The organism is Porticoccus sp. W117, assembly GCF_030341905.1.
GTDB lineage: Bacteria > Pseudomonadota > Gammaproteobacteria > Pseudomonadales > Porticoccaceae > SCSIO-12696.
Genome location: NZ_JATAAF010000006.1, coordinates 21,559 through 45,942 on the forward strand (window position 1 = coordinate 21,559; position 24,384 = coordinate 45,942).

Genomic DNA, 24,384 nt, shown 5'->3' on the forward strand with positions numbered 1-24,384 from the left:
TTTCCCCCAATCATTCTCGTCTGCAAAAAGCAGCTTGTTCTTATACTTCCGCGATTGAATCAATTACCGGGTAGCTGATCCGTGTAATGTAGCAATTATCGCCTTCTTCTGCAGTAACTGTAGCGCTGCTGCCGAAGTGCGCTTCCAGGCGATGGCGAATATTGGTAAGCGCCGTACGGCTGCCACGATGGCTTTCCATAATGGGTGAGCGCGGGTTATTCACTTCAAAAGTGAGGCGATTGCCCTCACGCTGCAAAGATATTTTGATGGTGCCGCCATCGGGTAGCAGCTGAATACCGTGGTAAATGGCATTTTCCAAAACCGGCTGCAACGCCAGTGAGGGGATACGCACTTCTTCGCCGTAATCGCCAATCTGCCATTCCACTTTCAGGCGATCCCCCAGACGCAACCCCTCCAGGGCCAGATAGCGGCGGCACAAAGTCAGCTCATCTCGCAACGGCACCAGAGTGTGAAATTCGCTCAGGGCACATCGGAACAGATCAGAAAGATCTTCCACCACCCGCTCCGCCTTGGCCGGGTCAGAACCAATCAGCGAAGCAATCATATTCATGCTGTTGAACAGAAAGTGCGGGCGAATGCGTGACTGCAACGCCTGGATACGGGACTCCAGTTCTGCCTTCTGCTGCAGGCGCAGCTGCTGTTGCAGATACAGGTAGCGCAACAGGATGCCCGCCGGTATCACCGTCACCACGGCAATATCCAGCAATTGCAAGCTGTCGAAGCCGCTGCCAATACCCAACAGTTTTGTTAGCCACATGAGCAGAGCGCTGCATACCAATGCCACCAACACAATAGCCACCAGGCTGGCGATGGCCGCCATGCGCAGCCCCCAACGGGCAAAGAGTCGGCGGGTTTTACAAAGCACCACCGCGCTGAGCAGAGAAATCCACAAAGCCAGCATGGAAACTTTGCCCAACTGACTCCAATCAAAACCAGCCACGCCGCTGCCGGCGATCACAATCAGAATAGCCAGCAATTCGGTGATCACAATAACCGACAGCAATCCCTCGCCGCCGCGGCACAAATTAGGCAGCAGCGAGTCCGGCACAGGGGTGGGCAAGTGCCCCTCGAATTCGTCCAGATCCATAGAGTATCCCGGGGTCAACCGGTTTGGCTGTTTATGGTTTTTATTATCGGCAGCTGGCTTTGCAGTTACCGTTCAGCGCCGCAGTATCAACCCAATTGCCGCTTCCGGCAATGGGAATAGAGTATGATTTTTATTGGGAAAACAGCAAGATAAGAAAATTTACTGAAGAAAATCGGTTACACAATATCGTCGACAAATTCACTGAGCACCTGGTCAGCACTGCGAACCACCTCCACAGAGGCTTTGAAGGCCAGCTCCTGTTCACGCAATTCAATCAGTTTTTCCGCCACATTCACGTCTGACGCGGGGCGGCTACTTTGGCTATCACCGGGCTGACGGCTGTCAGTCACGGCAACTCCGGCAATCTCGGCTGCGGTCTGATCCAGCTGCTGACGGCTGTTCTGTATACCTTGCAAACCGGCATTGAGTGCGCTGTTGATTTCCATACTGTGCTCACAAATTGCAGTGTTGTTGTCAATATAGACCCATGGCCAAGCCATATCAGCGACCAGTTCACAATTTTGCGGGTCAATAATTATGAGACCTGGGCTTAATTTTTGCCGGGTCGGTGCCGATATACTCAGTTACAACCTCCACCATAACCATAAAAAAGCAGAGCGTCGTGGACGATATCAAACTCAGTGGAATCAACTGGAACCTCACCGAGGACAGCAACTTCCTCGCCACCACCGCCACCCGACTGGCACAGTCCCTCAGCGCCGATCATGTGCTGATTGGTGAATTGGGTACCGATGGCCACACCTGCAGCACCCTGGCCTATGTGGTTAGTGGCGAGCCAGTAGACAATATTGTCTACGACCTGAAAGACACCCCCTGCGCCGATGTCTACTGTGGTGAAGTGTGCCTGATCAACGGCGATGTCCAACAACAGTACCCCAAAGATGCCCTGTTGGTGGACCTCGGCGTCACATCCTATACAGGGGTTCCCCTGATAGACAGCGAAGGTAAAGTCGTCGGTATTCTCAGCGCCCTGTTTGCCAACAGCCTGCCATTGGGGAGTGAAGAAAATATCCGCGCCCTGTTTATGATGGCAGCAGAGCTGATTGCCAGCCACCTGGAGCACATCAAAAAACGACAGCAGTTGCTGTTGGCAGACACCATTATTGAAACCATCGGCGAAGGCATTGCCCTGTGCGACCGCAATCGCCATATTATTCTCACCAACCCCGCCTTCAGCCGCATTACCGGCTACAGCGCCGATGAGCTGATCGGCAAACACACCAGCATATTGCGCAGCGACTACCACAGCGAGGAGTTTTACGAGGACATCTGGCATACCAGTGCCAGAGAAGGTCGTTGGTCTGGTGAAGTCTGGGGAGTGAATAAAAAAGGCGACCTGTTTCCCGCCTGGCAAACCAACAACCCTATAAAAAGCAGTCAGGGAAGTATCGAATACTACGCCATCCTGATTTCCGACATCAGCGAGCGCAAAGCCGCAGAACAGAAAATCCGCTTCCAGGCCAACTACGACCCGGTGACCCAACTGCCCAATCGCCACCTGTTGCTGAGCCGTCTCAACGACGCCATACAGATGAGCAAGCGCCACCTGAAACACTGTGCGGTGCTGTTTCTCGACCTGGACATGTTCAAGACCATCAACGACTCCCTCGGTCATCAGGCCGGGGACCAACTGCTGCAGCTGGTGGCCAAACGCCTGACCGAAGGACTGCGGGAGAGCGATACCGTAGCGCGCCTTGGAGGTGACGAATTCACCATCATCGTCAACGACATGGAAAGTGCTCAGGACGCGGAAGTGATTGCCGACAAATTGCTGCAGCAACTGGCACAACCCTTCCAACTGGATCACCACCCGGTCACCATCACTGGCAGCATTGGCATCGCCGCCTACCCGCAGGATGGCGACAACCCGGACAAGCTGCTCAGCTACGCCGACCAGGCCATGTACAACGCCAAAAACCGCGGCAAAAACTGCTTCAGCTTCTTTACCGCCACCATGCAGCAACAGGCGGAACGGCGCCTGGTGTTGAAACATCAGCTGGAAGAAGCCATCGCCGCCAAAGACATCGGCGTCGCCTACCAGCCAATCATCAATATCGAAAACGGCCAGATTGAAAAATTTGAAGCGCTGGCGCGATGGCAGCATCAGGGGAAATTTATCTCGCCCGTGGAATTTATTCCGGTGGCAGAAGAGTTCGGCATGATTCCCAGAATTGGCGAAATCATTCTGGAAAAAAGCTGTGAGCTTTTGCGTCAGTTGCAACGGGCGGGTTTCACCAACCTGCAGTTTGCCATCAACCGTTCCGCCAAGGAGTTTCCACGCTCTGGCGAAGCGGAACCCAACTGGCTGGACGTACTGGAAGATCACCAACTGCCCGCCAGTGCCATCTGCTTTGAAGTAACCGAAAGCATCTTGGCGCCAGACAATCTGGATCAGAAGCGCTACTTCAACAAACTCAAGAATGCCGGTGCGCAAATTGCCATTGACGACTTTGGTACCGGCTACTCCTCACTGAGCTATCTGCGCAAGTTCCCGGTGGACATTCTCAAAATCGATCGCTCCTTTATCGCCGAATTCACCAACCGGGAGGACGACCTGACTTTGGTATCCACCATTATCGCCATGGCTCGCAGCCTCAATCTGAAGGTAGTGGCCGAAGGGGTGGAAGACCAGGAACAACTGAATAAGTTGATGGAACTGGGCTGCAACTACGCCCAGGGGTTTTACTTTTCCAAACCCATTGAGGCCGAACAGGTGCTGCCTTATTTGCAGAAGTGGGCCGAACAGCTCAACGTTGCGGTTGGTTAAAAAACCAGCTCAACGGCCTCGCCAGCCTGCTCCGTACACACCCGGTTCATCAGCTGCAGTAAGGTCTCACCGGTGGTGGTGCAGTGCCAGTGTTCGCCCTGCCACACAAAATGAAAGCCGCCACTGCGCGCCGCCACCCATATCTGCGCCACAGCGGTCTGGCGCGACACAATCACCACCGAGCCATTAGCTTCCATGGTGAGCGTCAGCACGCCATTATTACCCTCGTAATCGATATCAGTGCCACTGGCGTCCACCGCCTCTTCAATATCGATCATCAGCTGGTCGGCAATCTGGGTGAATTCGCTTTCGTTCATGACGCTTCTGAATCCCGGTAAGGTCTTGTTTTAAAGGACGAAGTATACGTGCCGGAATATGGCCGGTATACTTCTGTGTAGTGTATCGGATAGATTGTGGTTTAAACGAGTCGGAAAGCGGTCATATGCGCGACGCATTTTTGCAGTCATAGCCAGCCTATTTCAAAAAAATGCAACAAAGCAGATGACCGCTTTCCGGCTCGCCCGAAGGGAAGCCCCCAGAATGCCCACAGCGGTGTTGCTGTTTTTGACAAGGTACCTACATTGCCTGCAAACAGCGCCTTGCTGTGAGCATTCTGGGGGCTTTTTAAATCCATAATCTATCCAATACACTACACACTCATCAATTTTTGCACGATACAGACACCATGAACCGTTTTACACCCTGTCGGCTGCTGATTGCGGCACTGCTGCTTGTCAGCCTGGGAGGCGTGGGTTGTGGCAATAAGGGGCCGTTAAAACCGCCGCCCTCAACCAGCCACGTTTCCAACCCATAATTAACAGAGCCGACCCATGGATCATTTCAACGCCCAAAACGGCGAGCTGTACGGCGAGCAAGTGCCGCTGGCAAGCATTGCCGAACAGTACGGTACACCAACCTACGTATACAGCCGTGCCACCCTGACCCGCCACTTTCAGGCTTACCAGAAAAACCTGGCGGATCGCGACCACCTGATTTGCTATGCCGTCAAAGCCAATTCCAACCTGGCCGTACTCAATGTACTGGCACGGCTGGGAGCCGGTTTTGACATTGTTTCCGGCGGCGAGCTGGAACGGGTTCTCCATGCCGGTGGCGACCCGGCCAAAGTGGTGTTTTCCGGTGTCGGCAAACAACCCCACGAAATGGCTCGCGCTCTGCAGCTGGGTATTCACTGCTTTAATGTGGAATCTCAGGGCGAACTGGAAACCCTTAACCGGGTGGCTGGGGAACTGGGCTGCGTGGCACCGGTATCACTGCGAGTAAACCCGGATGTGGACGCCGGCACCCACCCCTATATTTCCACCGGCCTGAAAGAAAACAAATTCGGCATCGACATTCGCTCGGCGAAAACTGTGTACCGGTTGGCCCATGCCCTGCCCCACCTGCATGTGATTGGCGTGGATTGCCATATCGGCTCGCAGCTCACTGAATCCACCCCCTTTGTGGACGCCCTGCAACGGGTGCTGCTGCTGGTGGACGAACTGGCCGCGGAAGGCATTGTGTTGCAACACCTGGATATCGGCGGCGGCTTGGGTGTGCCCTACAAAGACGAACAACCGCCCCACCCGGATCAGTACATGGCCGACTTGCTGCCCTTCTTGGAAGGTCGCGACCTGAAATTGATTGTTGAGCCAGGCCGTTCCATCGCCGCCAACGCCGGTGTGCTGCTCACCCGCGTGGACGTAGTGAAACTGGCAGAGCACAAAAATTTTGCCGTGGTGGACGCCGCCATGAACGATATGCTGCGCCCGGCGCTTTACCAGGCGTGGATGAAGGTCGAACCGGTACAGCCCAATGCCGACTTGCCCAGCCGCCACTACGATGTGGTTGGCCCGGTGTGTGAAACCGGCGATTTCCTCGCCAAAGATCGTGAACTGGCCCTTGAGCCCGGCAGCCTGCTGTGCCTGCGCGGTGCTGGAGCCTATGGCTTTGCCATGAGTTCCAACTACAACAGCCGCTGCCGCGCCGCCGAGGTGATGGTGGATGGCGACCGCGCCCATCTGGTGCGCCGCCGGGAGAGCTTTGAAGACCTGATTCGCGGTGAGTGCCTGTTACCCGACAAGGGTGAACACAGTGGCTAACTCGCGTAAGAACCTGGTCCATTTCAGCAAAATGCACGGCCTGGGTAACGACTTTGTGGTGATCGACGCAGTCACCCAACCGTTTGCCATGTGTAGTAACAAGGCGCGCAAACTGGCGGATCGTCATTTTGGCGTGGGCTGCGATCAGATTCTGCTGGTAGAACCACCCAGCCAACCGGAGATGGATTTTCGCTATCGCATCTTCAATGCCGACGGCAGTGAAGTGGAACAATGCGGCAACGGCGCACGTTGTTTCGCCAAGTTCGTGCGCGACCGCAAGCTCACCGGTAAACAGCACCTGAAAGTGGAAACCTGCAAAGGCACCATTGAGCTGCATTGCGAGGCCAACAACCACTACCGAGTGGATATGGGCGTACCGGAACTGGAGCCGCAACATATTCCTTTTCGGGCAGATTCTCGCGCCAACAGCTACAGTTTGCCGGTTGCCGGTCGACAACTGACCATAGGTGCGGTTTCCATGGGCAACCCCCACGCGGTTTGCGTGGTGGACGACATCCAATCCGCCCCGGTAGAAGAACTGGGGCCGCTGATTGAAAACCATGAGCAGTTTCCCCAGCGAGTCAACGCCGGTTTTATGGAAGTTGTCAGCCGCAACGAGATCAATCTGCGGGTTTATGAACGCGGCGCCGGAGAAACCCTGGCCTGCGGCAGCGGCGCCTGTGCGGCCGTGGTTGCCGGTTGTCTGCAGGGCTTGCTGGACGCTCAGGTAACGGTCAATCTGCCCGGCGGCAGTCTGCAAATCCAGTGGCAGGGGGAGGGCCAAAGTGTCACAATGACCGGGCCAGCATCCACGGTGTATCAAGGGCGTATAAGAATATGACAGCCGACAACGAACACTCCAATATGAACAAGACCAGCATAGATGACGCCGCCATCAAGGCGTATCTGCAGGACAACCCGAATTTTTTTGAAAACCACCCGGACTTGCTGGAACTGATTCAGCTGCCCCACGAAAGTGGCCGCGCAGTGTCCCTGGTGGAACGCCAGGTAGCAGTGTTGCGGGAACGCAATATGGAGATGCGCCAGCGCCTCAACAACCTGTTGGAAGCGGCACGCACCAACGACAAGCTGTTTGAAAAAACCAAACGCCTGGTGCTCAACCTGCTGGACTCTCGCGACATCAACAGTCTGGTAGACACCCTCTACGAAAGCCTTGGCAACGACTATCAGTTGCAGTACTTCAGCCTGGTGCTGCTCACCGACACCACCCGCCTGCCAGACAATCCCGCCCGCGTGGTGGGCCTGGAAGAAGCGGAAAATCAGGTAGGCACGTTGCTGCGCAGCAACCGCGCCATCTGCGGCGTACTGCGCCAGGAAGAGCTGCAATTTCTGTTCGGCAACAAGGCCGGTGAAATCGGCTCAGTGGCCGCTGTACCCCTGACCCGCGGCCAAAGCTACGGCATTCTCGCCATCGGCAACTCCGACCCCAATTATTACCGCAGTAGCATGGGTACCCTGTTTTTGAGCTATATCGCCGAAGTGCTGAATCGGATATTGCCGAAGTTTATTAAATGACAAAGGGGCTTGCCCCTTTGTCATCCTGAGCGCAGCGAAGGATCTCTGCGGCTCTTCAAGTTGTGAGACCCTTCGCTACGCTCAGGGTGACATAATCCCCCAAAGGACGTCATCCCCGCGCAGGCGGGGATCCATGTTGAGTATGGCACCCAAGCCTTGAAGTAAGGTGGTATATGGATTCCCGCCTGCGCGGGAATGACGATAACAGGACTAAGGCATGGTTGACTCTCTACCATTCGCCAAGCAACTCGATCAATTCGAGCGTTATCTGCGCTCGGAGCGCAACGCCTCTCCTCATACCATTACCAATTACCGACGCGACCTGAAAAAACTGCAAGACTATTGCCAGCAACAGGGCATTGAGCGGCTGGAAGATATTACCCCTTCCGATATTCGTCTCTGCCTGGGGCAATTGCACCGCCAGGGGCTCAGTGGCAGCAGCCTGCAGCGCTGGTTGTCGTCCAGCCGCAGCTTCTTTACCTTTGCCAGCCGTAAATACGGTTTACAACTCAACCCCGCCAGCGGTATTCGCGCCCCAAAATCACCACAAAAACTGCCCAAAACCCTGGATGCAGATCAAACCCAGCAATATCTGGAAATCAGCACTGACGATTGGATTGATTGCCGCGACCGCGCCATGGTGGAACTGTTTTATTCCTCCGGCCTGCGGCTGGCAGAATTGGTAGGGCTGGATTTGGCTCATATCGATATGGGCGAAGGCAGCGCACGGGTGTTGGGCAAGGGCCGCAAAGAACGCCTGGTGCCCATCGGCCGCTTTGCTTTAAAAGCCTTGCAAGATTGGCTGAAGCGCCGCCGGGAAATCCCCCTCAGTGATCATCAGGCATTGTTTGTCAGCAAACGGGGCAACCGCATATCACCGCGCACTGTACAGCAACGCCTGCAAAAGTTGAGCCTGGAACAGGGCATGGACGGCAAGGTCCACCCCCATATGTTGCGCCACTCCTTTGCCAGCCATCTGCTGGAATCCAGCGGCGACTTGCGGGCTGTGCAAGAGTTGCTGGGCCACGCCAATATCTCCACCACTCAGGTATATACCCATCTGGATTTCCAACACCTGGCCAAGGTGTATGACAAAGCACACCCGCGAGCACAAAAGCGAAAAACCAAGTAACCCCAAGCGGTGGTTGTAGCGTTTACCGGAAGACAACAAACAAGGAATCTGCGTTATGAAAAAATTATTGATCGCTTTTTCACTGATACTGCCCATGCTGGCCGTCGCCGACCAATACGACCGCCGTTTGATTCATACCAACGGCTATGGTGAAGTGAAGGTAAAACCGGATATGGCAAAACTGGTTTTATCGGTTAGCGTACAGCGTAAAAAGGCATTGGATGCAAAATCCGAAGCAGACAAACGAGTAAACGATTTGTTAGCTGGGCTTAAAAAACATGGTCTTAAAAGCAAGGACGTTATTGCCTCAGGGGTACGAACCCAGCCACGTTTTGAATACAGCAAACTGAGTTCGAAACGCACATTTATCGGCTATACGGCGACGCGCGATTTAACCATTACCATCAAAAACCTCGATAAGCTGACTGACATTATGGATCTGGCGTTAAGCCACAACATCGAGAATATTAACCAGGTACGCTACGAATCATCACAGGCCGACAAGCACATTAATCAAGCTCGCAAAAACGCCATTGAAAACTCCAAGCAAAAAGCCGCTGCCCTGGCGAACGCCTATGGTGCCGAACTGGGCAATATCGTTAATATCCAGTACCACAGCCGACAGGCCAATTTTGGTCTGGAACAACATATGGAAGGACGACATGCAGCGAGAGCCATGTCATTAATGGCAGACAGCGTGTCATCGGCCACGTACCTCCCCGACGAAATCACCTTTTCCGATAATATTCAGGTAACATTTGATCTGATTGTGAATAACTGATCACAGGTAGCTCAGTGACGGAACACAATAACAGCGCAAAAACCAAACCCCGGGTAGGCCTCAGTGCCTGCCTGGCCGGCGATAACGTTCGCTACGATGGTGGCAACAAGTACCAACCTCTGATTGAACAGCATCTGCAAACCCACCTGGATTTACAGCCATTCTGCCCGGAAGTAGCCGCCAAACTGGGGGTTCCCAGGCCGCCAGTGCAATTGGTGAAAGTTGAAAACCTCACCTTTGCCCTGGGGGTTAACGACCGCAAGCTGGATGTCACCCAGGCCCTCAATCACAGCAGCAAAAGCTACCTGCAACAGCAATCCAGCCTCAGTGGTTTTATTTTGAAAAGTCGCTCCCCCAGCTGCGGTTTTGGCTCCACCCCCATTCACGATGGCACCGGCAACTCCATCGATACCAGCAATGGTCTATTCGCCGAACAACTGGGACTGCACTTTCCGGGCATTCCCATTATTGAAGAGAGCTGGCTCAACAGCGGCTGGCGCTGCCGTCTGTTTGTGGCCTGTTGCCAACTGGCACAATCCCTGTCAGACGGCAGCCAGCAAGGACTGTTGGAAGACACCAATATGAGCGCCCAGGGAGCGCGGGAGATGTTTGATAATCTGCTGACCTTGACCCAGAGTGAAGCCAGGGATTTTGTGGCGTCGATGACGGGTTAAACATAGCTACCGTCATTCCCGCGCATGCGCACTACTGTCCGGAATAAATTAAAGGCCTTACTGTAAAGCCTTGTTGCGTAAGCTCTATTGCCAAATGGATGGCAGAGAGACTTAAAAATTTCGTCATCGCGAGCGCAGCGCGGCGATCCAGTGGCTTTGCTTATAAATCAGCGTGTTAAAAGACACTGGATTGCTTCGCTGCGCTCGCAATGACGGCCTGGGAGTTTATTCCGGACAGCAGTGCCCGCAGGCAGCAATGACCAAATTTTGAGTTCTTTGCGAGCTAAAGAACCGGGTTATTAATGCGTATGCCGCTGCCGCGCTGTGGGCATGGGTTTGTAGCGGCGGCCAAACGGCAGTCTTATCAGCAGCAAAAGCAGCTCATACAAAATCGCCGCCAGCACACCTGCACCCAGGCCACAGATAGCCGCATTAGCATTCAAAGGCACGTTGGGGGAGTAGTTGCTCTGGGTGTCAGCCAACAATTCACGATCGCCGTGCAAAGCCACAAATACTAACTGACCCCAGAAATCCGTTTGCAGACTTCTGCTTTCCAGACGAAAGCGTTGCAGGCGTTGGTGGCTGTTGCGGATGGCTTCTGCTCCCCACTGGAATGAGGGGTTATTCTCGGAATCGTACAGGTCTATCAGTTCCTCAATAGAACCACCGTGGAACTCATTCGCCGCTTCCTGGTATTTGCTGAAATTGGCTTCCACCTCCGCCAGATGCGCGTCTACCCGCTTGACGTATTGATCAACAAAGTTGGGCACCTGAACCCCCACCATCACTGCCGCCATAAAAACGATCATAGACAGGTAGTGGTTGAGTTTACTCATGGTGATTCCTCGCATCCCTATATTAAGGCTGATTCAGTTCCAATAATTGCCCGGCTTGTACAATACCATGGTTAGACACCGTCCCGTCTGGCCACTCAACGACCAAATCATCAACTTGCGATGCTGTACCCAAACCAAATAGCTGCACAGTAGGGTTTTGGGAAACAAAATTGCTGCCGACATTAATTTCCCGCATTTGGGCCACTCCTGCGATGGTGACTTTGATGCGCGCTCCCACCGCTTCGGTGTTAGGTGCTCGCCCTCTGAGTTTGACTTTCAAATAGTTATTTCCATCGCCCTCATTACGCAACAACAACGCACCGTTATCATCATCCAGATGCCAGAGAAAAATATCGCTGTCGCCGTCGTTATCGAAATCAGCGCAGACCGCACCGCGACCCTGATAGGTATCCGCCAACCCTAACGACAAGGCACTTTCCACAAAAGTACCATCACCTTGATTGACAAACACGCGGCTGGCATCGTCGTTAAAATCCCCCGCGTAGCTGGTGTCTTTCCACCCATTGGTGTGGTAAATATCCAAGTCACCGTCGTTTTCAACATCCACAAAACAGGACGCCCAGCCCCAGCCACCGTCGGCTACACCTGCCGAATCAGTGATATCTTCGAACACACCGTTATTGTTTCGGTACAGGCGATTGCCAACCGCCTCCGGCCTGACTGCAGGTGCATAAATAGCGGACACAAACCAGTCGAGATCGCCATCATTATCGTAGTCTGCGACAGCCGACCCCATGCCGTTGTTGTCGATCATTACATCCACATCTGTGGCATTGCTAAAAGTGCCATCGCCATTATTAGTAAAGTACTGACTCTGATTAAAATCCGCCACGCTGAGAATATCTGGCAGGCGATCATTGTTAACGTCAGCAAAGGTAGGCGCGAAACTGAAATCGAAACCTGGGGAGACCACCAGTGAATCTGGCAAATTAATAATGGATGGCGACAGCCCCGAAGACAGGCTGACACTGACAAAGCGAATAACACCAGCACTGCTGTCGTTGCGCCAGAGGTTCTCGGTATCACCGGGGTTATTCTGATCTCTTTCTTCAGACCAGTGGCTGATAAACATATCGAGATCGCCGTCTAAATCGTAATCTCCAAATGCTGCTGACACCGTCTGTGCAGCAGCCATACCATCAATCCCGGAACCCGCCGTCACATCACTGAAAGTACCATCTCCGTTATTGGCAAATATCATCGATGGATCACCCTGAATGCCACCTATAAACAAATCCAGGTCGTTATCGCCATCTAGATCGACAAAAGTGGGGCCGCTGTGCCGATAATTTTCAGTAGCTGAGCGGGTGTAGGCCAAACCGGCAGCATCGGCAACGGATTCAAATTGGTTGTTGCCCATATTGCGATACAGCAGGTTGGGGCCAATATCTCCGCGCACAATGAATAAATCGATCAAGCCGTCATTATCATAGTCACCCGCAGCAACGCCGCCAGCAATATCCTCGATTTCTGGGTGCAGTTGATTTCTGCCCACGTAACGCACTGCATAGGCAAGCCCTGTTGCTGGGGTTATATCCGAAAACAGGCTACCGGCAGGGGGAGCCCCTGCCACAGGCGGGGTGGCCGGAGGGTTCGATGTAGGTGGTGAAGTTGGAGTTGGCTGAGGCGCTGAATTGCCACCTCCCCCACCTCCACAGCCGGTTAGCAGTAGCAACAAGCCGCTGAATATCAGAAAGTTTTTTGATGATTGACGCATAGCGAACCCTTTTGGTTTGCCGTGCGATATACCTGTTCAACAGAAGTATTTCCCCAATCTACCGCACTGGCTTTTTGATGTTGGACGCTTCCAGTGCGATAGCAGATAATACCCTATTGTGAGTAATAAGCCGCTACAGATACACTTCTCACCCGTCTCAGTCGCAGCCAGCCCGGATCCTAATGCAAGAATTCGCCGTCATACTGATCAGCACCATTCTGGTGAACAACTTTGTACTGGTGCAATTTCTCGGCCTGTGCCCATTTATGGGTGTGTCCAACAAGCTGGAAAGTGCTATCGGCATGTCGGCAGCCACCACCTTTGTGCTCACCCTCGCTTCCATTGCCAGCTATCTGGTGAATGCACTTTTGCTGGAGCCGCTGGGCATCGAATACCTGCGCACCATTGCCTTTATTATGGTGATCGCCGCCGTGGTGCAGTTCACTCGCTTGTTTATCGAAAAAACCAGTCCTCTGCTTTATCGCACCCTGGGGGTATTTTTGCCGCTGATTACCACCAACTGTGCCGTATTGGGTGTGGCGCTGCAGAATACCGTCAAAGTACACAACTTTTTCCAGTCCGCCCTGTATGGCTTTGGCGCGGCGGTGGGCTTTTCCCTGGTGTTGATTCTGTTTACCGCCATGCGCGAACGGCTGGCAGTGGCGGATGTGCCAACCCCCTTTAAAGGTGCCGCCATCGCCATGATTACCGCCGGGTTGATGTCGCTGGCGTTTATGGGCTTTGGGGGGTTGGTATGAAAAAGCAGGTCGCACGTCTGACGTCGCACGTCGCACGCTTAGGTGCGGCAGCCTGTAGGTCGGCCTTCAGGGCGACAAAAAAGGCGCTATGTAGTACAGATGTGTGTCGGCCTAAAGACCGACCTACAGAGTGCTTGGTTTTAGCGTGCGACGTGCGACGTGCGACGTGCGACCAAAGGCTGTATCTACATGGATAGGCTCTACGACATGGTTGCCCAGGAACCACTGCTGGCCGCGTTGTACGCGCTGGTGGGGCTGGCGATTCTGTTTGGCGGCATTCTCGGTTTTGCCGCGGTGCGCTACAAGGTAGAAGGCGACCCCATCGTTGACCAGATCGACGAGTTGCTGCCGCAAACCCAGTGCGGCCAGTGCGGCCACCCCGGATGCCGCCCCTACGCTGAAGCCATTGCCAACGGCGAGGCCATCAACCACTGCCCCCCCGGCGGCCAGGACACCATCGACGCCCTTGCCAATCTATTGGGCGTGGAGTCCATTCCCCTGGATGCAGAACACGGCGAAGAAAGCGATGTCGCCACCGTCGCCTACATTCGCGAAGACGAGTGCATCGGCTGCACCAAGTGCATTCAAGCCTGCCCGGTAGACGCCATTCTCGGCGCCGCGAAATTAATGCACACGGTGATTGCCGATGAATGCACCGGCTGTGATCTCTGTGTGGAACCCTGCCCGGTGGACTGCATCGATATGATTCCAGTAACCACCACCATTGATACCTGGAGCTGGCAGCGCCCAGGCTTGATTGCCACCGATCGACAGGGCGAGGTGGCGTAATGACCGCAGACCAGGCAACCAAGATCGCCAGCATCACCATTCACGAGCCGGTTATTCATAAAACACCCGGCGGCATCCACCCGCCGGACAATAAGCAGCAATCCCTGCAACGGGGTCTGGGAATTGCACCCCTGCCGGAAAAGCTGGTGCTGCCTCTTAACCAGCACAGTGGTGCCCCAGCAACCCCTATTGTCGCAGTGGGAGATACGGTGCTAAAGGGCCAGAAAATTGCCGAGCCTTCCGGCAGCGTCAGTGCCGCCGTACACGCGCCAACGTCCGGCACAGTCACCGCTATTGGTCTGCACCCGGTGGCTCACCCCTCCGGTATGAACGCCCCCTGCATCACCATCGAAAGCGATGGCAAAGAACAGTGGTGCCAGCGCAACCCGGTGAGCAATTTCACCAGCCAATCGCCGCAAACACTGCTGGCCAGCATTCGCGATGCCGGTATCGCCGGGCTCGGCGGTGCGGGTTTCCCAAGCCACATCAAATTGTCGGCAGCGGACAATGGCCAGGCCATCGACACACTGATTATTAACGCCACCGAGTGCGAGCCCTATATCACTGCCGACGACCAACTGATGCGCAGTTACCCACAGCAAGTGGTCACTGGTATCCAGATTCTGGCTCATATTCTCGGCCAGCCGCAGCGTATCCTGATCGGCATTGAAGACAACAAGCCGCAGGCCTGTGATGCCCTGCAACCGCACCTGCAAAGTACCGGAATACAACTGGCAAAATTCCCCACCAAATACCCGTCCGGCGGCGAAAAGCAGCTGATACAAATACTCACCGGCAAAGAATTACCCAACGGCCGCCTGCCGGCGGATATGGGCATCGTCTGCCAGAACATCGGTACAGTGCACGCCATCTACCGCGCCATTGTTGAAGGCACGCCACTGATTTCCCGCATCACCACCATCACTGGCGATGCCTGTGCCGAACCGCAAAACCTGGAAACCTTGATCGGCACCCCAATGCGTCATTTGCTGGAACACTGCGGCTATCAGGCGCAAGCGGGCCAACCGGTGGTTATGGGCGGCCCGATGATGGGCTTTGCATTGACGGATCTGGACGCGCCGGCTATTAAAACCACCAACTGCCTGTTGGCCCCCAGCACAGCAGAAATGCCACCGCAGCCACCCGCACAACCCTGTATCCGCTGCGGCCTCTGTGCCGAAGCCTGCCCCGCCAACTTGTTGCCGCAACAACTGCTGTGGCACGCCCAGGCCCGCAATCACCAACGGCTGCAATCTCACAACCTGTTCGACTGCATCGAGTGCGGCGCCTGCGCCTATGTGTGCCCCAGTCATATTCCCCTGGTGCAGCACTATCGCGCCGCCAAGGCGGAACTGCGCCAGGCCGCGCGAGAGCGCATTAAATCTGATCGTGCCCGGGAACGCTTCGAATACAACAAGCAACGCAAACAACAGGCGGAAGCGGAAAAAGCCGCCAAGCGTGAAGCCCGCCGCATCGCCGCCGAACAAGCCAAGGCCACCCTCGCCAAAACCCATGCGCAGCAGGAGCAAACGCCCACCGAGCAAGCAAGCGATGTGGTGCAGGCCGCGCTGCAGCAAGTGGCCGCCAAACAGGCGTCGCCGGAACAGCAGCGGGCCAAACTGGAGCGCAGTGTTAACAGCGCCGAAAGTCGCCTGCAACGGCTGGAGAAAAAGCTGGCGGAAGGTCAGGCCGAAAGCAGCGATGCCCCACTGAGTGAAGAACAAGTCAGCGGCTATCAGGCACAGATTGAAAGCGCCCGTCTCAAGTTGACCGAAACACAACAAAAGCTGAAAGAATTCAACAACGGGCAACAAACCAACTTGGAAGATAAAGTCACCGCCAAGGTACTGGCCTCCCCAAAACAAACCGCGGATAAAAAAGTGGCGTCGCTGCAAAAACGCCTGACAGGCATTGAGGAAAAGCTGGCCGCCTGTGACGATGACGACCTGCGCCAGGCTCTGGAAAACAGCGCCAGTAAATTCCGCAGCAAACTGCAAGATGCTCAGCAGGAAGCCTCCGCGTTGGCAGCCAACAGCGGCAACGATAAACCGGTAACCGACCCGGCCACTGTTGCCGCCACCCAACAAGCATTGGCGGCCAACAAGCAGAAAGCACCGCTGACGCCACAGCAGCAAGTAGAGCGTTTGCAGCAGCGCATGCAAAAGGCTGAGGAGCGGCTCGCCACCCTCAGCGACCCGGTACAGATAGACGCCCTGCAAACCTCGCTGGCCAATCTGCAACAGAAACTTGCCGACGCCCAAAGGGCTCTGGAAAACCCATAGCCATGATGCACGCCTCACAACAACCGGGGTCGTCTCCCCATACCCATACCGGCCGCAGCACCGCACGGGTGATGCAGCTGGTACTGCTGGCCACCTTGCCGGGGATTGCCGCGCTGGTATTTTATTTTGGCTGGGGGGTGTTGATTAACCTGTTGCTGGCCAGCCTCACCGCCATTGTCGCTGAGGCCGCCATACTGAAACTGCGGCAGAAGCCGGTAGGTTTTTACCTGAAAGACTACAGCGCCCTGGTAACTGCTGTTTTGCTGGCGGTGGCGTTGCCGCCTCTGGCACCCTGGTGGCTGGTGGTTACCGGCACCCTGTTTGCCATCGTAATCGCCAAACATTTGTACGGCGGCCTCGGTTACAACCCGTTCAATCCCGCTATGGTGGGTTACGTGGTGTTGTTGATTTCCTTTCCCGTAGAGATGACTCGCTGGTTAACGCCAGCCACTATTCTCGACAGTGGAGCCAATTTGCCTGGGCTATCGCAGAGTCTTGCGCTGGTATTTACCAGCTCACCCGCTCTTGATGGACTGTGGGACGGCATCAGTGGCGCCACCCCGCTCGATCTGTTTAAACACAACAGCGGCCAGCTGGTGGAACAGTTCTATCAGGGCGAAGTGTTGTTCAGTGAAGGGCGCTGGGCTGGTGTCGGTTGGGAATGGGTCAACCTCGGCTTTCTGGCTGGCGGCATATTCCTGCTGTGGCAACGCATCTTCACCTGGCACGCCCCGGTGGCCATGCTCGCCATGTTGCTGTTACTGGCACTGATATTCCACGATGGTGGCAGTTCCCACAGCCTGGGTTCTCCGGCACTGCACCTGCTCAGCGGCGCCACCATGTTGGGGGCATTTTTTATTGTTACCGACCCGGTGACGTCTGCCACCAGCAATTTTGGACGATTGATCTACGGCGCCCTGATTGGCCTGCTGGTCTACATTATTCGCGCCTGGGGCAGCTATCCGGATGCTGTCGCCTTCGCCGTATTGCTGGCCAATTTTGCCGCGCCCTTTGTCGATTACTACACCCTGCCTCGCAGCTACGGCCATGAGCGCCGCCGCCGGGCCACAGAGCAGCAGGAGTAAAACCGTGTCTACAGAGCGGGCTTCAATTCGTAAAAACAGCCTTATTCTCGGCGCTGTGGCGCTGGTTACCGGCACCCTGCTGGCCACCACCCAAGTGGCCACCAAAGACAAAATTGCCTTGGCCCAGCGCCAGGCGGAGCAAAAAGCGCTGCTGGAAATACTGCCCATTGAGCAACACAGCAACGACCTGCTAATGGATGTGGTACCGGTACCGGAACAACACTGGGAACTGCTGGGCCTGGATAAAGGCGGGCAAATACACATAGGCCGCGACGAAAATGGCCAGGTGAATGCGCTGATCCTGCCCACTGTCGCCAAAGATGGCTACAGTGGCGATATTCATATGATTATCGGCATCCGCGTGGACGGCACAGTCGCCGGGGTGCGCATTACCGATCATCGAGAAACCCCCGGCTTGGGGGACAAGGTGGAATTGAAGAAAAGCAATTGGGTGCTGAGTTTTAATGGCAAATCCCTGTCGCAAACCGGTGTTGGCGCCTGGGCCGTAAAAAAAGACGGCGGCGAGTTCGACCAGTTTACCGGTGCCACCATCACCCCGCGGGCGGTGGTCAACCAGATCAGGCAGGTTCTGTATTATTTTGAACAGGACAAGGAGCGGTTATTAAAGCAAGCTCAAAAACCTGCCGGGAGTGACAAATGATATGGGGGTGGCTATCTGTGACCGCGGCCAGCAGGGATGCTGGCCACGAGCCTCCACGGACGGATTCACGGCGTGTCACAGATAGCCACCCCCGTGTCATTGCTCGGTTCAATTCAGGTAAAACGAAAAAATGAGCAATACAAACACTTACCAAAAACTGGTCGTTGACGGCCTATGGAAAAACAACCCGGCGCTGGTGCAGCTGCTGGGCCTGTGCCCGTTGTTGGCGGTAACCGGCTCCGTGGTCAATGCCCTAGGGCTGGGGCTGGCTACCCTGCTGGTGCTGGTGGGCTCAAACATCGTCGTCTCCCTGGTGCGCCGTCAGGTGTCCGACGCGGTACGGCTGCCCGCGTTTGTAATGATTATCGCCACCTTTACCACCTGCACCGAACTGTTAATGAAAGCCTACACCTACGAGCTGTACACGGTGCTGGGCATCTTTATTCCATTGATAGTTACCAACTGCGCCATTCTAGGCCGTGCCGAAGCCTTTGCCAGCAAGAATGGCGTCTGGGCATCCGCGGTAGATGGCCTGATGATGGGCATTGGTTTTGCCCTGGTGCTACTGGCCATTGGCGCAGTGCGGGAGTTGCTGGGCAGCGGCACCCTGTTTGCCGACATGCAATTGCTGTTTGGCCCCGTTGCCGAAAACTGGACAATTCGCATTCTGCCGGGCGGCTACCATTTCTTAGTAGCCATCCTGCCGCCGGGGGCATTTTTGGTCACCGGCTTTTTGATCGCCCTGAAAAACAGTATCGACCATCGCAACGAGAAACGCGCTGCCGCTAAACGCCAGCCAGTGGTAGCGGGCAGCAAACGTATACGCACCACAGAAGTTGCCGACTAAACGGCGTCGTCCACTGCCTTGCTGAACTTTCCAAAAATTTACAGGGGGGAAGGGGCGTTGTTATGCGTCTTACTATAGAGAACACATCCGTCTACCTGTCACAAATGCAGACTCAACCAAGGCACAATTTATGAACCATACCAATAAAACAGGCCTGCTACCTGCCACACTGGTTGCAGCTACCCTACTCGCTGGCTGCAGCGACAACCGCCAGACAACTGACTCCACTATGAACAACAACTCACTCACTCCCCCTGTGGCAAAGAAAGTCCCATACGAAATGACCAGCCATGGGGACACTCGCATCGACAACTACTACTGGATGCGTGACGACGAACGCAAAAACCCTGAAATGCTCGCCCACCTGGAGGCAGAGAACGCCTATCAGGCACAGGTGATGGCCCACACCCAGGGGTTACAGGACAGTCTTTTTGAGGAAATAGTCAGCCGTATCAACAAAGATGAAACCTCCGTGCCGGTACTCAGCAATGGTTACTGGTACAACGCCGAATTCAGTGGCGATAACGATTACCCCATCCACACTCGCCGCAAAGGCGCAGAAGACGGCGAACGGCAAGTTCTGCTGGACATCAACCAGCTAGCCAGTGAACACGCCTATTTCAGTTTGGGTAGCTACGCGGTAAGTACCGACAACCAGACACTGGCCTACTCCGCCGACACCCTCAGCCGCCGTATTTACGACATTCAGTTCAAAAACCTGAAAACCGGCGAACTGCTGGCAGACACCCTCACCGGCACCGATGGCTCGATGGTTTGGGCCAACGACAACAAAACCATTTTCTACATCAAAAAAGACCCGGTCACCCTGCTGGGCTACCAGGTGTACCGCCACACCCTGGGTACCCCCCAGTCCGACGATGTTCTGGTGTATGAAGAAACCAACAACGAGCTGTACATTGGCATTTCCAAATCCAAAGATGGCAGCACCCTGTACATTTACCAGGACGGCACCAACGAAGAAGCCATGCTGGTACTTGATGCAAACACACCGCAGGGCCAGTTCAAGCACTTCCACCCTATGGAAGACGGCTTGAAATACAGCGTTCAGAAAAATGGCGAGTGGTACTACGTACACACCAACTGGAAAGCGGAAAACTACCGGCTGATGAAAGTACACCAGGATCACAGCGCCGACAAAAGCCAGTGGCAAGAAGTGGTTGGCCACAAACCGGATATCTATCTCGATGGGGTAGAAATATTTAAAGACCACATCGTGCTGAGCCAGAAAACCCGCGGCCAGATTGAATTGAGCATTATGGAACTGGAAAGCGGTAACACCCGCCCCATTTCATTTGATGAATCCCTTTACGTAGCGGGATTTGCTTCGAATCTGGAAATGGACAACAGCAGCGTTCGCGTCGCCTACACCTCCATGACCACACCAGGCACCGTATACGACGTTGACTTGACCAGCGGTGAAAAAACCCTGAAAAAGCAGGAAAAAGTGCTCGGTGACTTCAACCCAGGCGACTACGCTGCAGAGCGGATTTTTGTCGCTGCTCGCGACGGCACTGAAGTACCCGTAAGCCTGGTGTACAAAAAATCCCTGTTCAAAAAAGACGGCAGCAACCCACTGTGGCAATACGCTTACGGTTCTTACGGCAGCACCATTGAACCGGAATTCCGTGCATCACGCCTGCCCCTGCTGGATCGCGGCTTTGTCTATGCCATCGCCCATATTCGCGGCGGCAAAATGCTTGGCCAAGAGTGGTACGACCAGGGACGTATGTTTGAAAAAATTAACACCTTTACGGATTTTATCGACGTCACCAAAGCGCTGACAGCGCAAGGCTACGGCCACAAAGACAAGGTATTCGCTCAGGGCGGCAGCGCCGGCGGCCTGCTGATGGGAGCCGTCGCGAATATGGCGCCTGAACTCTACCGCGGCATGCACGCGGCAGTGCCTTTCGTAGACGTGGTCACCACCATGCTGGACGAAAGCATTCCCCTCACCACCAACGAATACGGCGAATGGGGCAACCCCAACAACAAAGACAGTTACGACTACATGCTGTCCTACTCACCATACGATCAGGTTAAAGCCCAGAACTACCCCAACATGCTGGTCACCACCGGCCTGCACGATTCGCAAGTGCAATACTTTGAGCCCATGAAATGGGTAGCGAAACTACGGGAACTGAAAACCGACGACAACCGCCTGCTGTTTAAAACCGACATGGAAGCGGGCCACGGCGGTGCATCCGGGCGCTTTAAAAGCCTGCATGAAACGGCGTTGGTTTATGCGTTTATGTTTGATTTGATTGGCGTAGAGAAGTAAACGCACTTGTCATTCTGAGCACAGCGAAGAATCTCGAATTAAAAACCAACTAGAGATCCTTCGCCATGCTCAGGATGGCAATATTTATTACTTAAAAAAATCCACCAATGTCGCTTCTAACAACGGTAAATTCATTTTATGGATTGAGTGTTCCGAGCCTGGAATGACTGCCAATTGAGCATCTTCAATAGCACGGTACATATTTACTGTGTGCTCCAAAGTGATAAAGTCTCTATCACCAAGTACAACTAATGTTTTTGCTTTAATACGCTCAAGGTCTTTCTCTGTCCACTCAGGGCTTGTCAGCCAGAGATTTTTTAATTCATCTACAAACTCAGAAAACCCGTCCATACTCTGCGAGTGTTTCAGGTAGTTCTGCTTTGCAGTTTCGCTCATATTTTCCCCATTCAAGCCGGAGATATATTCACGAACACTTACAGGCAAACCATCGAAATGATAGTTCGCGCCCACAACGGCCAGGCGATCTATCATGTCTGGCTGATTCATAGCAATGTATAAGCCAATAATTCCACCATCACTGTGCCCAACAAAGTCAACGACTCCCAAATTCAGCTTTCTGATTAGCTGGATGACATCTTCGCTTTCCAGCTTATAGGAAAGGGGTTTATCTGAAGGTGTGCTGTAGCCATGCTCCCTTAAATCAATTGCAATTACCTTGTGACTCTTAGCCAGTGGAGCAATCAGGTCTCTCAAAGAGTCTACCGAACCGGAACCGCCATGAATTAGCAATAAAGGTTTACCACTTCCATGCAATTCGTAGTACAAAACAACATCATTTACCGCTAACTTATCAGCTTGGCAATTGAAAACAGTTGCCAGACACCAGGTAACCAACAGCATTACTTTTTTCATTTTCTTCTCCTTGTATTCCCTATTCCCAAAAACAACACATATAAGCCCTATGCTTCCGTTGGAGGATATTTTTCAAGTAACGATTTAGGCCTAACCGGCCTTAGTTCAAACCCCCCACCACAATTCGGGCACACGCCAGCCAACTCTCCTTCCACACAATCCCGGCAAAACGTACATTCAAACGAACAGATCATCGCCTCCCGGGAATCCGGTGGCAGTGATTTTTGGCAACGTTCGCATTCAGGTTTTAGTTTCAGCATCGGATTGTCCAGATGTGGGGCTGCCCATAAATATCCAGGCCGGGCCGATCAGTAAGAAAGCCAGATCGGTAAAAAATGAGGGGCGCTTTCCTTCCAGATGGTGGCCAATAAACTGGGCAATCCAGGCAATCACGAATACGGCCAGCGCCCATTGCCACAGCATTCCCAGACTGCGCTCAAGCAAAGCGCACAGTGCCCAGCAGGCAATAGTGAACAGCAGCATACGCGCAAATACAGTTTGCGACAGGCGAGCGTAAAACCCCCAAACCGGAATAATGACAATAAAAATCAAGTTGATACCAAAGACAGAAACCGACCACAGCAAAGCCACAATGGACCAGTAAATAGCAGGCACCGCAATATTGTGGATGCGTTTATTGGTTGGGTGTCGATGGCTTTCGGCGTATTGCTCAAACCACTGCTGTTGGGTTTTCAAATATGGCCCTCACTCAAAGCTCCGTCATTGCGAGCCGCCGGAGGCGGTGTGGCAATCTCCATAATTACACTCTGCATTCACGAGATCGCCGCGCTACGCTCGCGATGACGGGTTGACGAAATTAAACTTCCTCTTCTTCCCCATCGATAATAAAACCGATGCGACGGCGGAATTCTTCCTTCTCCACTTTCTCCACATAGCAGAGCAACTGCACGCTGGACTGGTGTGACAGCAACATACAGGGGCTACCATTGATAGTGCCTTCAATACGAATGCCGTGAAAACTTTCCTGAGCCAGACGCAACACATTAATCTGAATACCACCATTGAGAACCGCAAGAATTGCCGGTTGCTGATCCTCCGGCAGTTGGTTGCGCCATTGAATCACCGTGTCAGCCAAGCGTCGCATCAACACGCCAGCGGAGCGGTAGTCGTTGCTGACTTCTTCCTCGCTGGGCGCCGGGGCAATGCTGGTATGGGGCAGCGGCACATTGGCAATGGTGGGCACACACACCATGCCCATGGATTCCACCGCTTCACGCATGGCTTCGCGATTGACCTGCTCCAGAGTCTTGTCTTGCTCGCTCATAGTCACTTCCATTCTACGGTTTCAGCCCATGGTACCATCACCGCCACCATGTTTATCAAGCACAACCACAGTCCGTATCGCGATGCCCTGATAAAAGAAGTGGCCGGGCTGCAACTGCTGCGCCAAGGGATCGCCCACGATCCGAAAAACCCACTGCGCATTCCAGAAGTTTTCAATGTTTCTGAACAACAGTTAACCCTCACCCAAATTACCAGTCAGCGGCCTGGCAAGCATCAGTGGCAGCAACTGGGAGAAGGCCTGGCACGACTTCACAGCCAACAACAGAGCCACTATGGCCTGAAAACAGATAACTACATCGGCCTTAACCCCCAACCCAATGGTATTTATCAGGACTGGGGAGCGTTTTTTATTCAACAGCGCTTGCAGTACCAGCTATCTCTGATAAGAGACCGCAGCATCCAGAAAAAATGGCAACAAACGCTGGTGCAAAGCAGTGACAAATTAAGGCAGTTTTTAAACGATAACTGCCCTCACCCCAGCCTGCTTCACGGTGACCTCTGGAATGGCAATGTGCTGTTTAGCTCAGATGCAGTATGGCTGATTGACCCTGCGATATATTGCGGTGACCGGGAAGCGGATTTGGCTATGACAGAAATGTTTGGTGGCTTTGACCCAGAATTTTATCGCGCCTATGACAATGCGTACCCACGCACCGATACCTACCAAACCAAGCGGGAAATCTACAATCTGTATCACTATCTGAACCACTACAACTTATTTGGCAGTGGTTATCTGGATGGTTGTGAAAAGGGGTGGGAAATAATTACTTCGTTATAAACACTACGGTTTAAA

26 protein-coding genes are annotated in these 24,384 nt (G+C 54.0%); 16 read left to right on the forward strand and 10 right to left on the reverse strand.

The window, feature by feature from the left end:
- Positions 1-40 precede the first annotated feature (40 nt).
- Together QSV34_RS06170 and QSV34_RS06175 are read right to left on the reverse strand one after the other, a co-directional pair.
- Complete coding sequence (locus tag QSV34_RS06170; protein ID WP_289152914.1) at positions 41-1,108, reverse strand: sensor histidine kinase; 1,068 nt, start codon at positions 1,106-1,108, stop codon at positions 41-43.
- Positions 1,109-1,284: 176 nt separating this feature from the next.
- Positions 1,285-1,554 carry a hypothetical protein gene (locus QSV34_RS06175; protein ID WP_289152916.1) on the reverse strand — a complete coding sequence of 90 codons (270 nt, stop codon included), beginning with the start codon at positions 1,552-1,554 and terminating at the stop codon, positions 1,285-1,287.
- 176 nt (positions 1,555-1,730) lie between these two features.
- Here QSV34_RS06175 and QSV34_RS06180 point away from each other — a divergent pair, with 176 nt between their 5' ends.
- Entirely contained in the window at positions 1,731-3,896 is a 2,166-nt protein-coding gene (locus QSV34_RS06180; protein WP_289152918.1) for a sensor domain-containing phosphodiesterase, read from the forward strand.
- Here QSV34_RS06180 and cyaY read toward each other — a convergent pair.
- Together cyaY and QSV34_RS06190 are read right to left on the reverse strand one after the other, a co-directional pair.
- Positions 3,893-4,213: an iron donor protein CyaY gene (cyaY, locus tag QSV34_RS06185; RefSeq protein WP_289152920.1), complete on the reverse strand. Its 321-nt coding sequence runs from the start codon at positions 4,211-4,213 to the stop codon at positions 3,893-3,895. The two genes, QSV34_RS06180 and cyaY, sit on opposite strands and share 4 nt — an antisense overlap.
- Positions 4,214-4,359: 146 nt before the next feature.
- Complete coding sequence (locus QSV34_RS06190) at positions 4,360-4,530, reverse strand: hypothetical protein (RefSeq protein ID WP_289152921.1); 171 nt, start codon at positions 4,528-4,530, stop codon at positions 4,360-4,362.
- Positions 4,531-4,581: 51 nt separating this feature from the next.
- Here QSV34_RS06190 and QSV34_RS06195 point away from each other — a divergent pair, with 51 nt between their 5' ends.
- From QSV34_RS06195 to QSV34_RS06225, 7 genes are all read left to right on the forward strand, one after another.
- A complete protein-coding gene (locus QSV34_RS06195; RefSeq protein WP_289152923.1) occupies positions 4,582-4,710 on the forward strand; it encodes a lipoprotein in 129 nt (42 codons plus the stop codon).
- 16 nt (positions 4,711-4,726) lie between these two features.
- Complete coding sequence (gene lysA, locus QSV34_RS06200; protein ID WP_289152925.1) at positions 4,727-5,995, forward strand: diaminopimelate decarboxylase; 1,269 nt, start codon at positions 4,727-4,729, stop codon at positions 5,993-5,995.
- A gap of 31 nt (positions 5,996-6,026) precedes the next feature.
- Complete coding sequence (dapF, locus tag QSV34_RS06205; protein WP_289153143.1) at positions 6,027-6,836, forward strand: diaminopimelate epimerase; 810 nt, start codon at positions 6,027-6,029, stop codon at positions 6,834-6,836.
- Positions 6,833-7,531 (forward strand): DUF484 family protein, encoded by a 699-nt coding sequence (locus QSV34_RS06210; RefSeq protein ID WP_353738359.1) that lies wholly within the window; start codon positions 6,833-6,835, stop codon positions 7,529-7,531. The genes dapF and QSV34_RS06210 overlap by 4 nt, the downstream gene beginning before the upstream one ends.
- A 217-nt stretch (positions 7,532-7,748) precedes the next feature.
- Positions 7,749-8,663, forward strand: coding sequence for a tyrosine recombinase XerC (gene xerC / locus QSV34_RS06215; RefSeq protein ID WP_289152927.1), 915 nt, complete (start codon positions 7,749-7,751; stop codon positions 8,661-8,663).
- A 55-nt stretch (positions 8,664-8,718) separates the two neighbouring features.
- Positions 8,719-9,444, forward strand: coding sequence for an SIMPL domain-containing protein (locus tag QSV34_RS06220; RefSeq protein WP_289152929.1), 726 nt, complete (start codon positions 8,719-8,721; stop codon positions 9,442-9,444).
- Positions 9,445-9,458: 14 nt separating this feature from the next.
- Entirely contained in the window at positions 9,459-10,118 is a 660-nt protein-coding gene (locus tag QSV34_RS06225; protein WP_289152931.1) for a 2-thiouracil desulfurase family protein, read from the forward strand.
- Positions 10,119-10,417: 299 nt separating this feature from the next.
- Here QSV34_RS06225 and QSV34_RS06230 read toward each other — a convergent pair whose 3' ends face one another.
- The gene (locus tag QSV34_RS06230; RefSeq protein ID WP_289152933.1) at positions 10,418-10,954 is read right to left on the reverse strand and encodes a DUF2937 family protein; all 537 of its coding nucleotides are present in this window, start codon (positions 10,952-10,954) and stop codon (positions 10,418-10,420) included.
- 22 nt (positions 10,955-10,976) lie between these two features.
- Positions 10,977-12,470, reverse strand: a complete 1,494-nt coding sequence (locus tag QSV34_RS06235) for a CRTAC1 family protein (RefSeq protein WP_289152935.1) — start codon at positions 12,468-12,470, stop codon at positions 10,977-10,979.
- Positions 12,471-12,874: 404 nt separating this feature from the next.
- Between QSV34_RS06235 and rsxA the strand changes: the two genes are divergently transcribed.
- The 7 genes from rsxA to QSV34_RS06270 all read left to right on the forward strand — a co-directional run bounded on the left by rsxA (position 12,875) and on the right by QSV34_RS06270 (position 21,413).
- Positions 12,875-13,450, forward strand: a complete 576-nt coding sequence (gene rsxA, locus QSV34_RS06240) for an electron transport complex subunit RsxA (protein ID WP_289152937.1) — start codon at positions 12,875-12,877, stop codon at positions 13,448-13,450.
- Between the two features lie 189 nt (positions 13,451-13,639).
- The gene (gene rsxB / locus QSV34_RS06245; protein ID WP_289152939.1) at positions 13,640-14,239 is read left to right on the forward strand and encodes an electron transport complex subunit RsxB; all 600 of its coding nucleotides are present in this window, start codon (positions 13,640-13,642) and stop codon (positions 14,237-14,239) included.
- Complete coding sequence (gene rsxC, locus QSV34_RS06250; protein WP_289152941.1) at positions 14,239-16,521, forward strand: electron transport complex subunit RsxC; 2,283 nt, start codon at positions 14,239-14,241, stop codon at positions 16,519-16,521. Before rsxB ends, rsxC begins: the two co-directional genes overlap by 1 nt.
- 2 nt (positions 16,522-16,523) lie before the next feature.
- Entirely contained in the window at positions 16,524-17,606 is a 1,083-nt protein-coding gene (gene rsxD / locus QSV34_RS06255; RefSeq protein ID WP_289152942.1) for an electron transport complex subunit RsxD, read from the forward strand.
- A gap of 4 nt (positions 17,607-17,610) precedes the next feature.
- Positions 17,611-18,267 (forward strand): electron transport complex subunit RsxG, encoded by a 657-nt coding sequence (rsxG, locus tag QSV34_RS06260; RefSeq protein ID WP_289152944.1) that lies wholly within the window; start codon positions 17,611-17,613, stop codon positions 18,265-18,267.
- Positions 18,268-18,397: 130 nt separating this feature from the next.
- The gene (locus QSV34_RS06265; RefSeq protein ID WP_289152946.1) at positions 18,398-19,114 is read left to right on the forward strand and encodes an electron transport complex subunit E; all 717 of its coding nucleotides are present in this window, start codon (positions 18,398-18,400) and stop codon (positions 19,112-19,114) included.
- A gap of 130 nt (positions 19,115-19,244) precedes the next feature.
- Positions 19,245-21,413 carry a S9 family peptidase gene (locus QSV34_RS06270; RefSeq protein WP_289152948.1) on the forward strand — a complete coding sequence of 723 codons (2,169 nt, stop codon included), beginning with the start codon at positions 19,245-19,247 and terminating at the stop codon, positions 21,411-21,413.
- Positions 21,414-21,500: 87 nt separating this feature from the next.
- On the opposite strand, the gene QSV34_RS06275 is transcribed toward QSV34_RS06270, so the two are convergent.
- The 4 genes from QSV34_RS06275 to QSV34_RS06290 form a co-directional block, all read right to left on the reverse strand.
- Positions 21,501-22,286, reverse strand: coding sequence for an alpha/beta fold hydrolase (locus QSV34_RS06275; RefSeq protein ID WP_289152950.1), 786 nt, complete (start codon positions 22,284-22,286; stop codon positions 21,501-21,503).
- A gap of 47 nt (positions 22,287-22,333) precedes the next feature.
- Positions 22,334-22,546 carry a DUF1272 domain-containing protein gene (locus tag QSV34_RS06280; protein ID WP_289152952.1) on the reverse strand — a complete coding sequence of 71 codons (213 nt, stop codon included), beginning with the start codon at positions 22,544-22,546 and terminating at the stop codon, positions 22,334-22,336.
- The gene (locus QSV34_RS06285; protein ID WP_289152954.1) at positions 22,527-22,982 is read right to left on the reverse strand and encodes an Mpo1 family 2-hydroxy fatty acid dioxygenase; all 456 of its coding nucleotides are present in this window, start codon (positions 22,980-22,982) and stop codon (positions 22,527-22,529) included. Before QSV34_RS06285 ends, QSV34_RS06280 begins: the two co-directional genes overlap by 20 nt.
- 121 nt (positions 22,983-23,103) lie before the next feature.
- Positions 23,104-23,571 carry a hypothetical protein gene (locus QSV34_RS06290; RefSeq protein WP_289152956.1) on the reverse strand — a complete coding sequence of 156 codons (468 nt, stop codon included), beginning with the start codon at positions 23,569-23,571 and terminating at the stop codon, positions 23,104-23,106.
- Here QSV34_RS06290 and QSV34_RS06295 point away from each other — a divergent pair.
- Positions 23,560-24,369 (forward strand): fructosamine kinase family protein, encoded by an 810-nt coding sequence (locus QSV34_RS06295; RefSeq protein WP_289152958.1) that lies wholly within the window; start codon positions 23,560-23,562, stop codon positions 24,367-24,369. The two genes, QSV34_RS06290 and QSV34_RS06295, sit on opposite strands and share 12 nt — an antisense overlap.
- Positions 24,370-24,384: the final 15 nt, after the last annotated feature.

Bases quoted from the DNA above. Each gene is read 5' to 3' on its own strand.
- QSV34_RS06210 (WP_353738359.1), top strand. From the start codon at position 6,833: ATGACAGCCGACAACGAACACTCCAATATGAACAAGACCAGCATAGAT.
- dapF (WP_289153143.1), top strand. From the start codon at position 6,027: ATGCACGGCCTGGGTAACGACTTTGTGGTGATCGACGCAGTCACCCAA.
- QSV34_RS06190 (WP_289152921.1), bottom strand. From the start codon at position 4,530: ATGGATTTAAAAAGCCCCCAGAATGCTCACAGCAAGGCGCTGTTTGCA.
- cyaY (WP_289152920.1), bottom strand. From the start codon at position 4,213: ATGAACGAAAGCGAATTCACCCAGATTGCCGACCAGCTGATGATCGAT.
- rsxC (WP_289152941.1), top strand. From the start codon at position 14,239: ATGACCGCAGACCAGGCAACCAAGATCGCCAGCATCACCATTCACGAG.
- QSV34_RS06265 (WP_289152946.1), top strand. From the start codon at position 18,398: ATGAGCAATACAAACACTTACCAAAAACTGGTCGTTGACGGCCTATGG.
- QSV34_RS06230 (WP_289152933.1), bottom strand. From the start codon at position 10,954: ATGAGTAAACTCAACCACTACCTGTCTATGATCGTTTTTATGGCGGCA.
- QSV34_RS06280 (WP_289152952.1), bottom strand. From the start codon at position 22,546: ATGCTGAAACTAAAACCTGAATGCGAACGTTGCCAAAAATCACTGCCA.
- QSV34_RS06270 (WP_289152948.1), top strand. From the start codon at position 19,245: ATGAACCATACCAATAAAACAGGCCTGCTACCTGCCACACTGGTTGCA.
- rsxA (WP_289152937.1), top strand. From the start codon at position 12,875: ATGCAAGAATTCGCCGTCATACTGATCAGCACCATTCTGGTGAACAAC.
- rsxB (WP_289152939.1), top strand. From the start codon at position 13,640: ATGGATAGGCTCTACGACATGGTTGCCCAGGAACCACTGCTGGCCGCG.
- xerC (WP_289152927.1), top strand. From the start codon at position 7,749: ATGGTTGACTCTCTACCATTCGCCAAGCAACTCGATCAATTCGAGCGT.
- QSV34_RS06290 (WP_289152956.1), bottom strand. From the start codon at position 23,571: ATGAGCGAGCAAGACAAGACTCTGGAGCAGGTCAATCGCGAAGCCATG.
- QSV34_RS06170 (WP_289152914.1), bottom strand. From the start codon at position 1,108: ATGGATCTGGACGAATTCGAGGGGCACTTGCCCACCCCTGTGCCGGAC.
- lysA (WP_289152925.1), top strand. From the start codon at position 4,727: ATGGATCATTTCAACGCCCAAAACGGCGAGCTGTACGGCGAGCAAGTG.
- QSV34_RS06220 (WP_289152929.1), top strand. From the start codon at position 8,719: ATGAAAAAATTATTGATCGCTTTTTCACTGATACTGCCCATGCTGGCC.
- QSV34_RS06275 (WP_289152950.1), bottom strand. From the start codon at position 22,286: ATGAAAAAAGTAATGCTGTTGGTTACCTGGTGTCTGGCAACTGTTTTC.
- QSV34_RS06175 (WP_289152916.1), bottom strand. From the start codon at position 1,554: ATGGAAATCAACAGCGCACTCAATGCCGGTTTGCAAGGTATACAGAAC.
- rsxD (WP_289152942.1), top strand. From the start codon at position 16,524: ATGATGCACGCCTCACAACAACCGGGGTCGTCTCCCCATACCCATACC.
- QSV34_RS06195 (WP_289152923.1), top strand. From the start codon at position 4,582: ATGAACCGTTTTACACCCTGTCGGCTGCTGATTGCGGCACTGCTGCTT.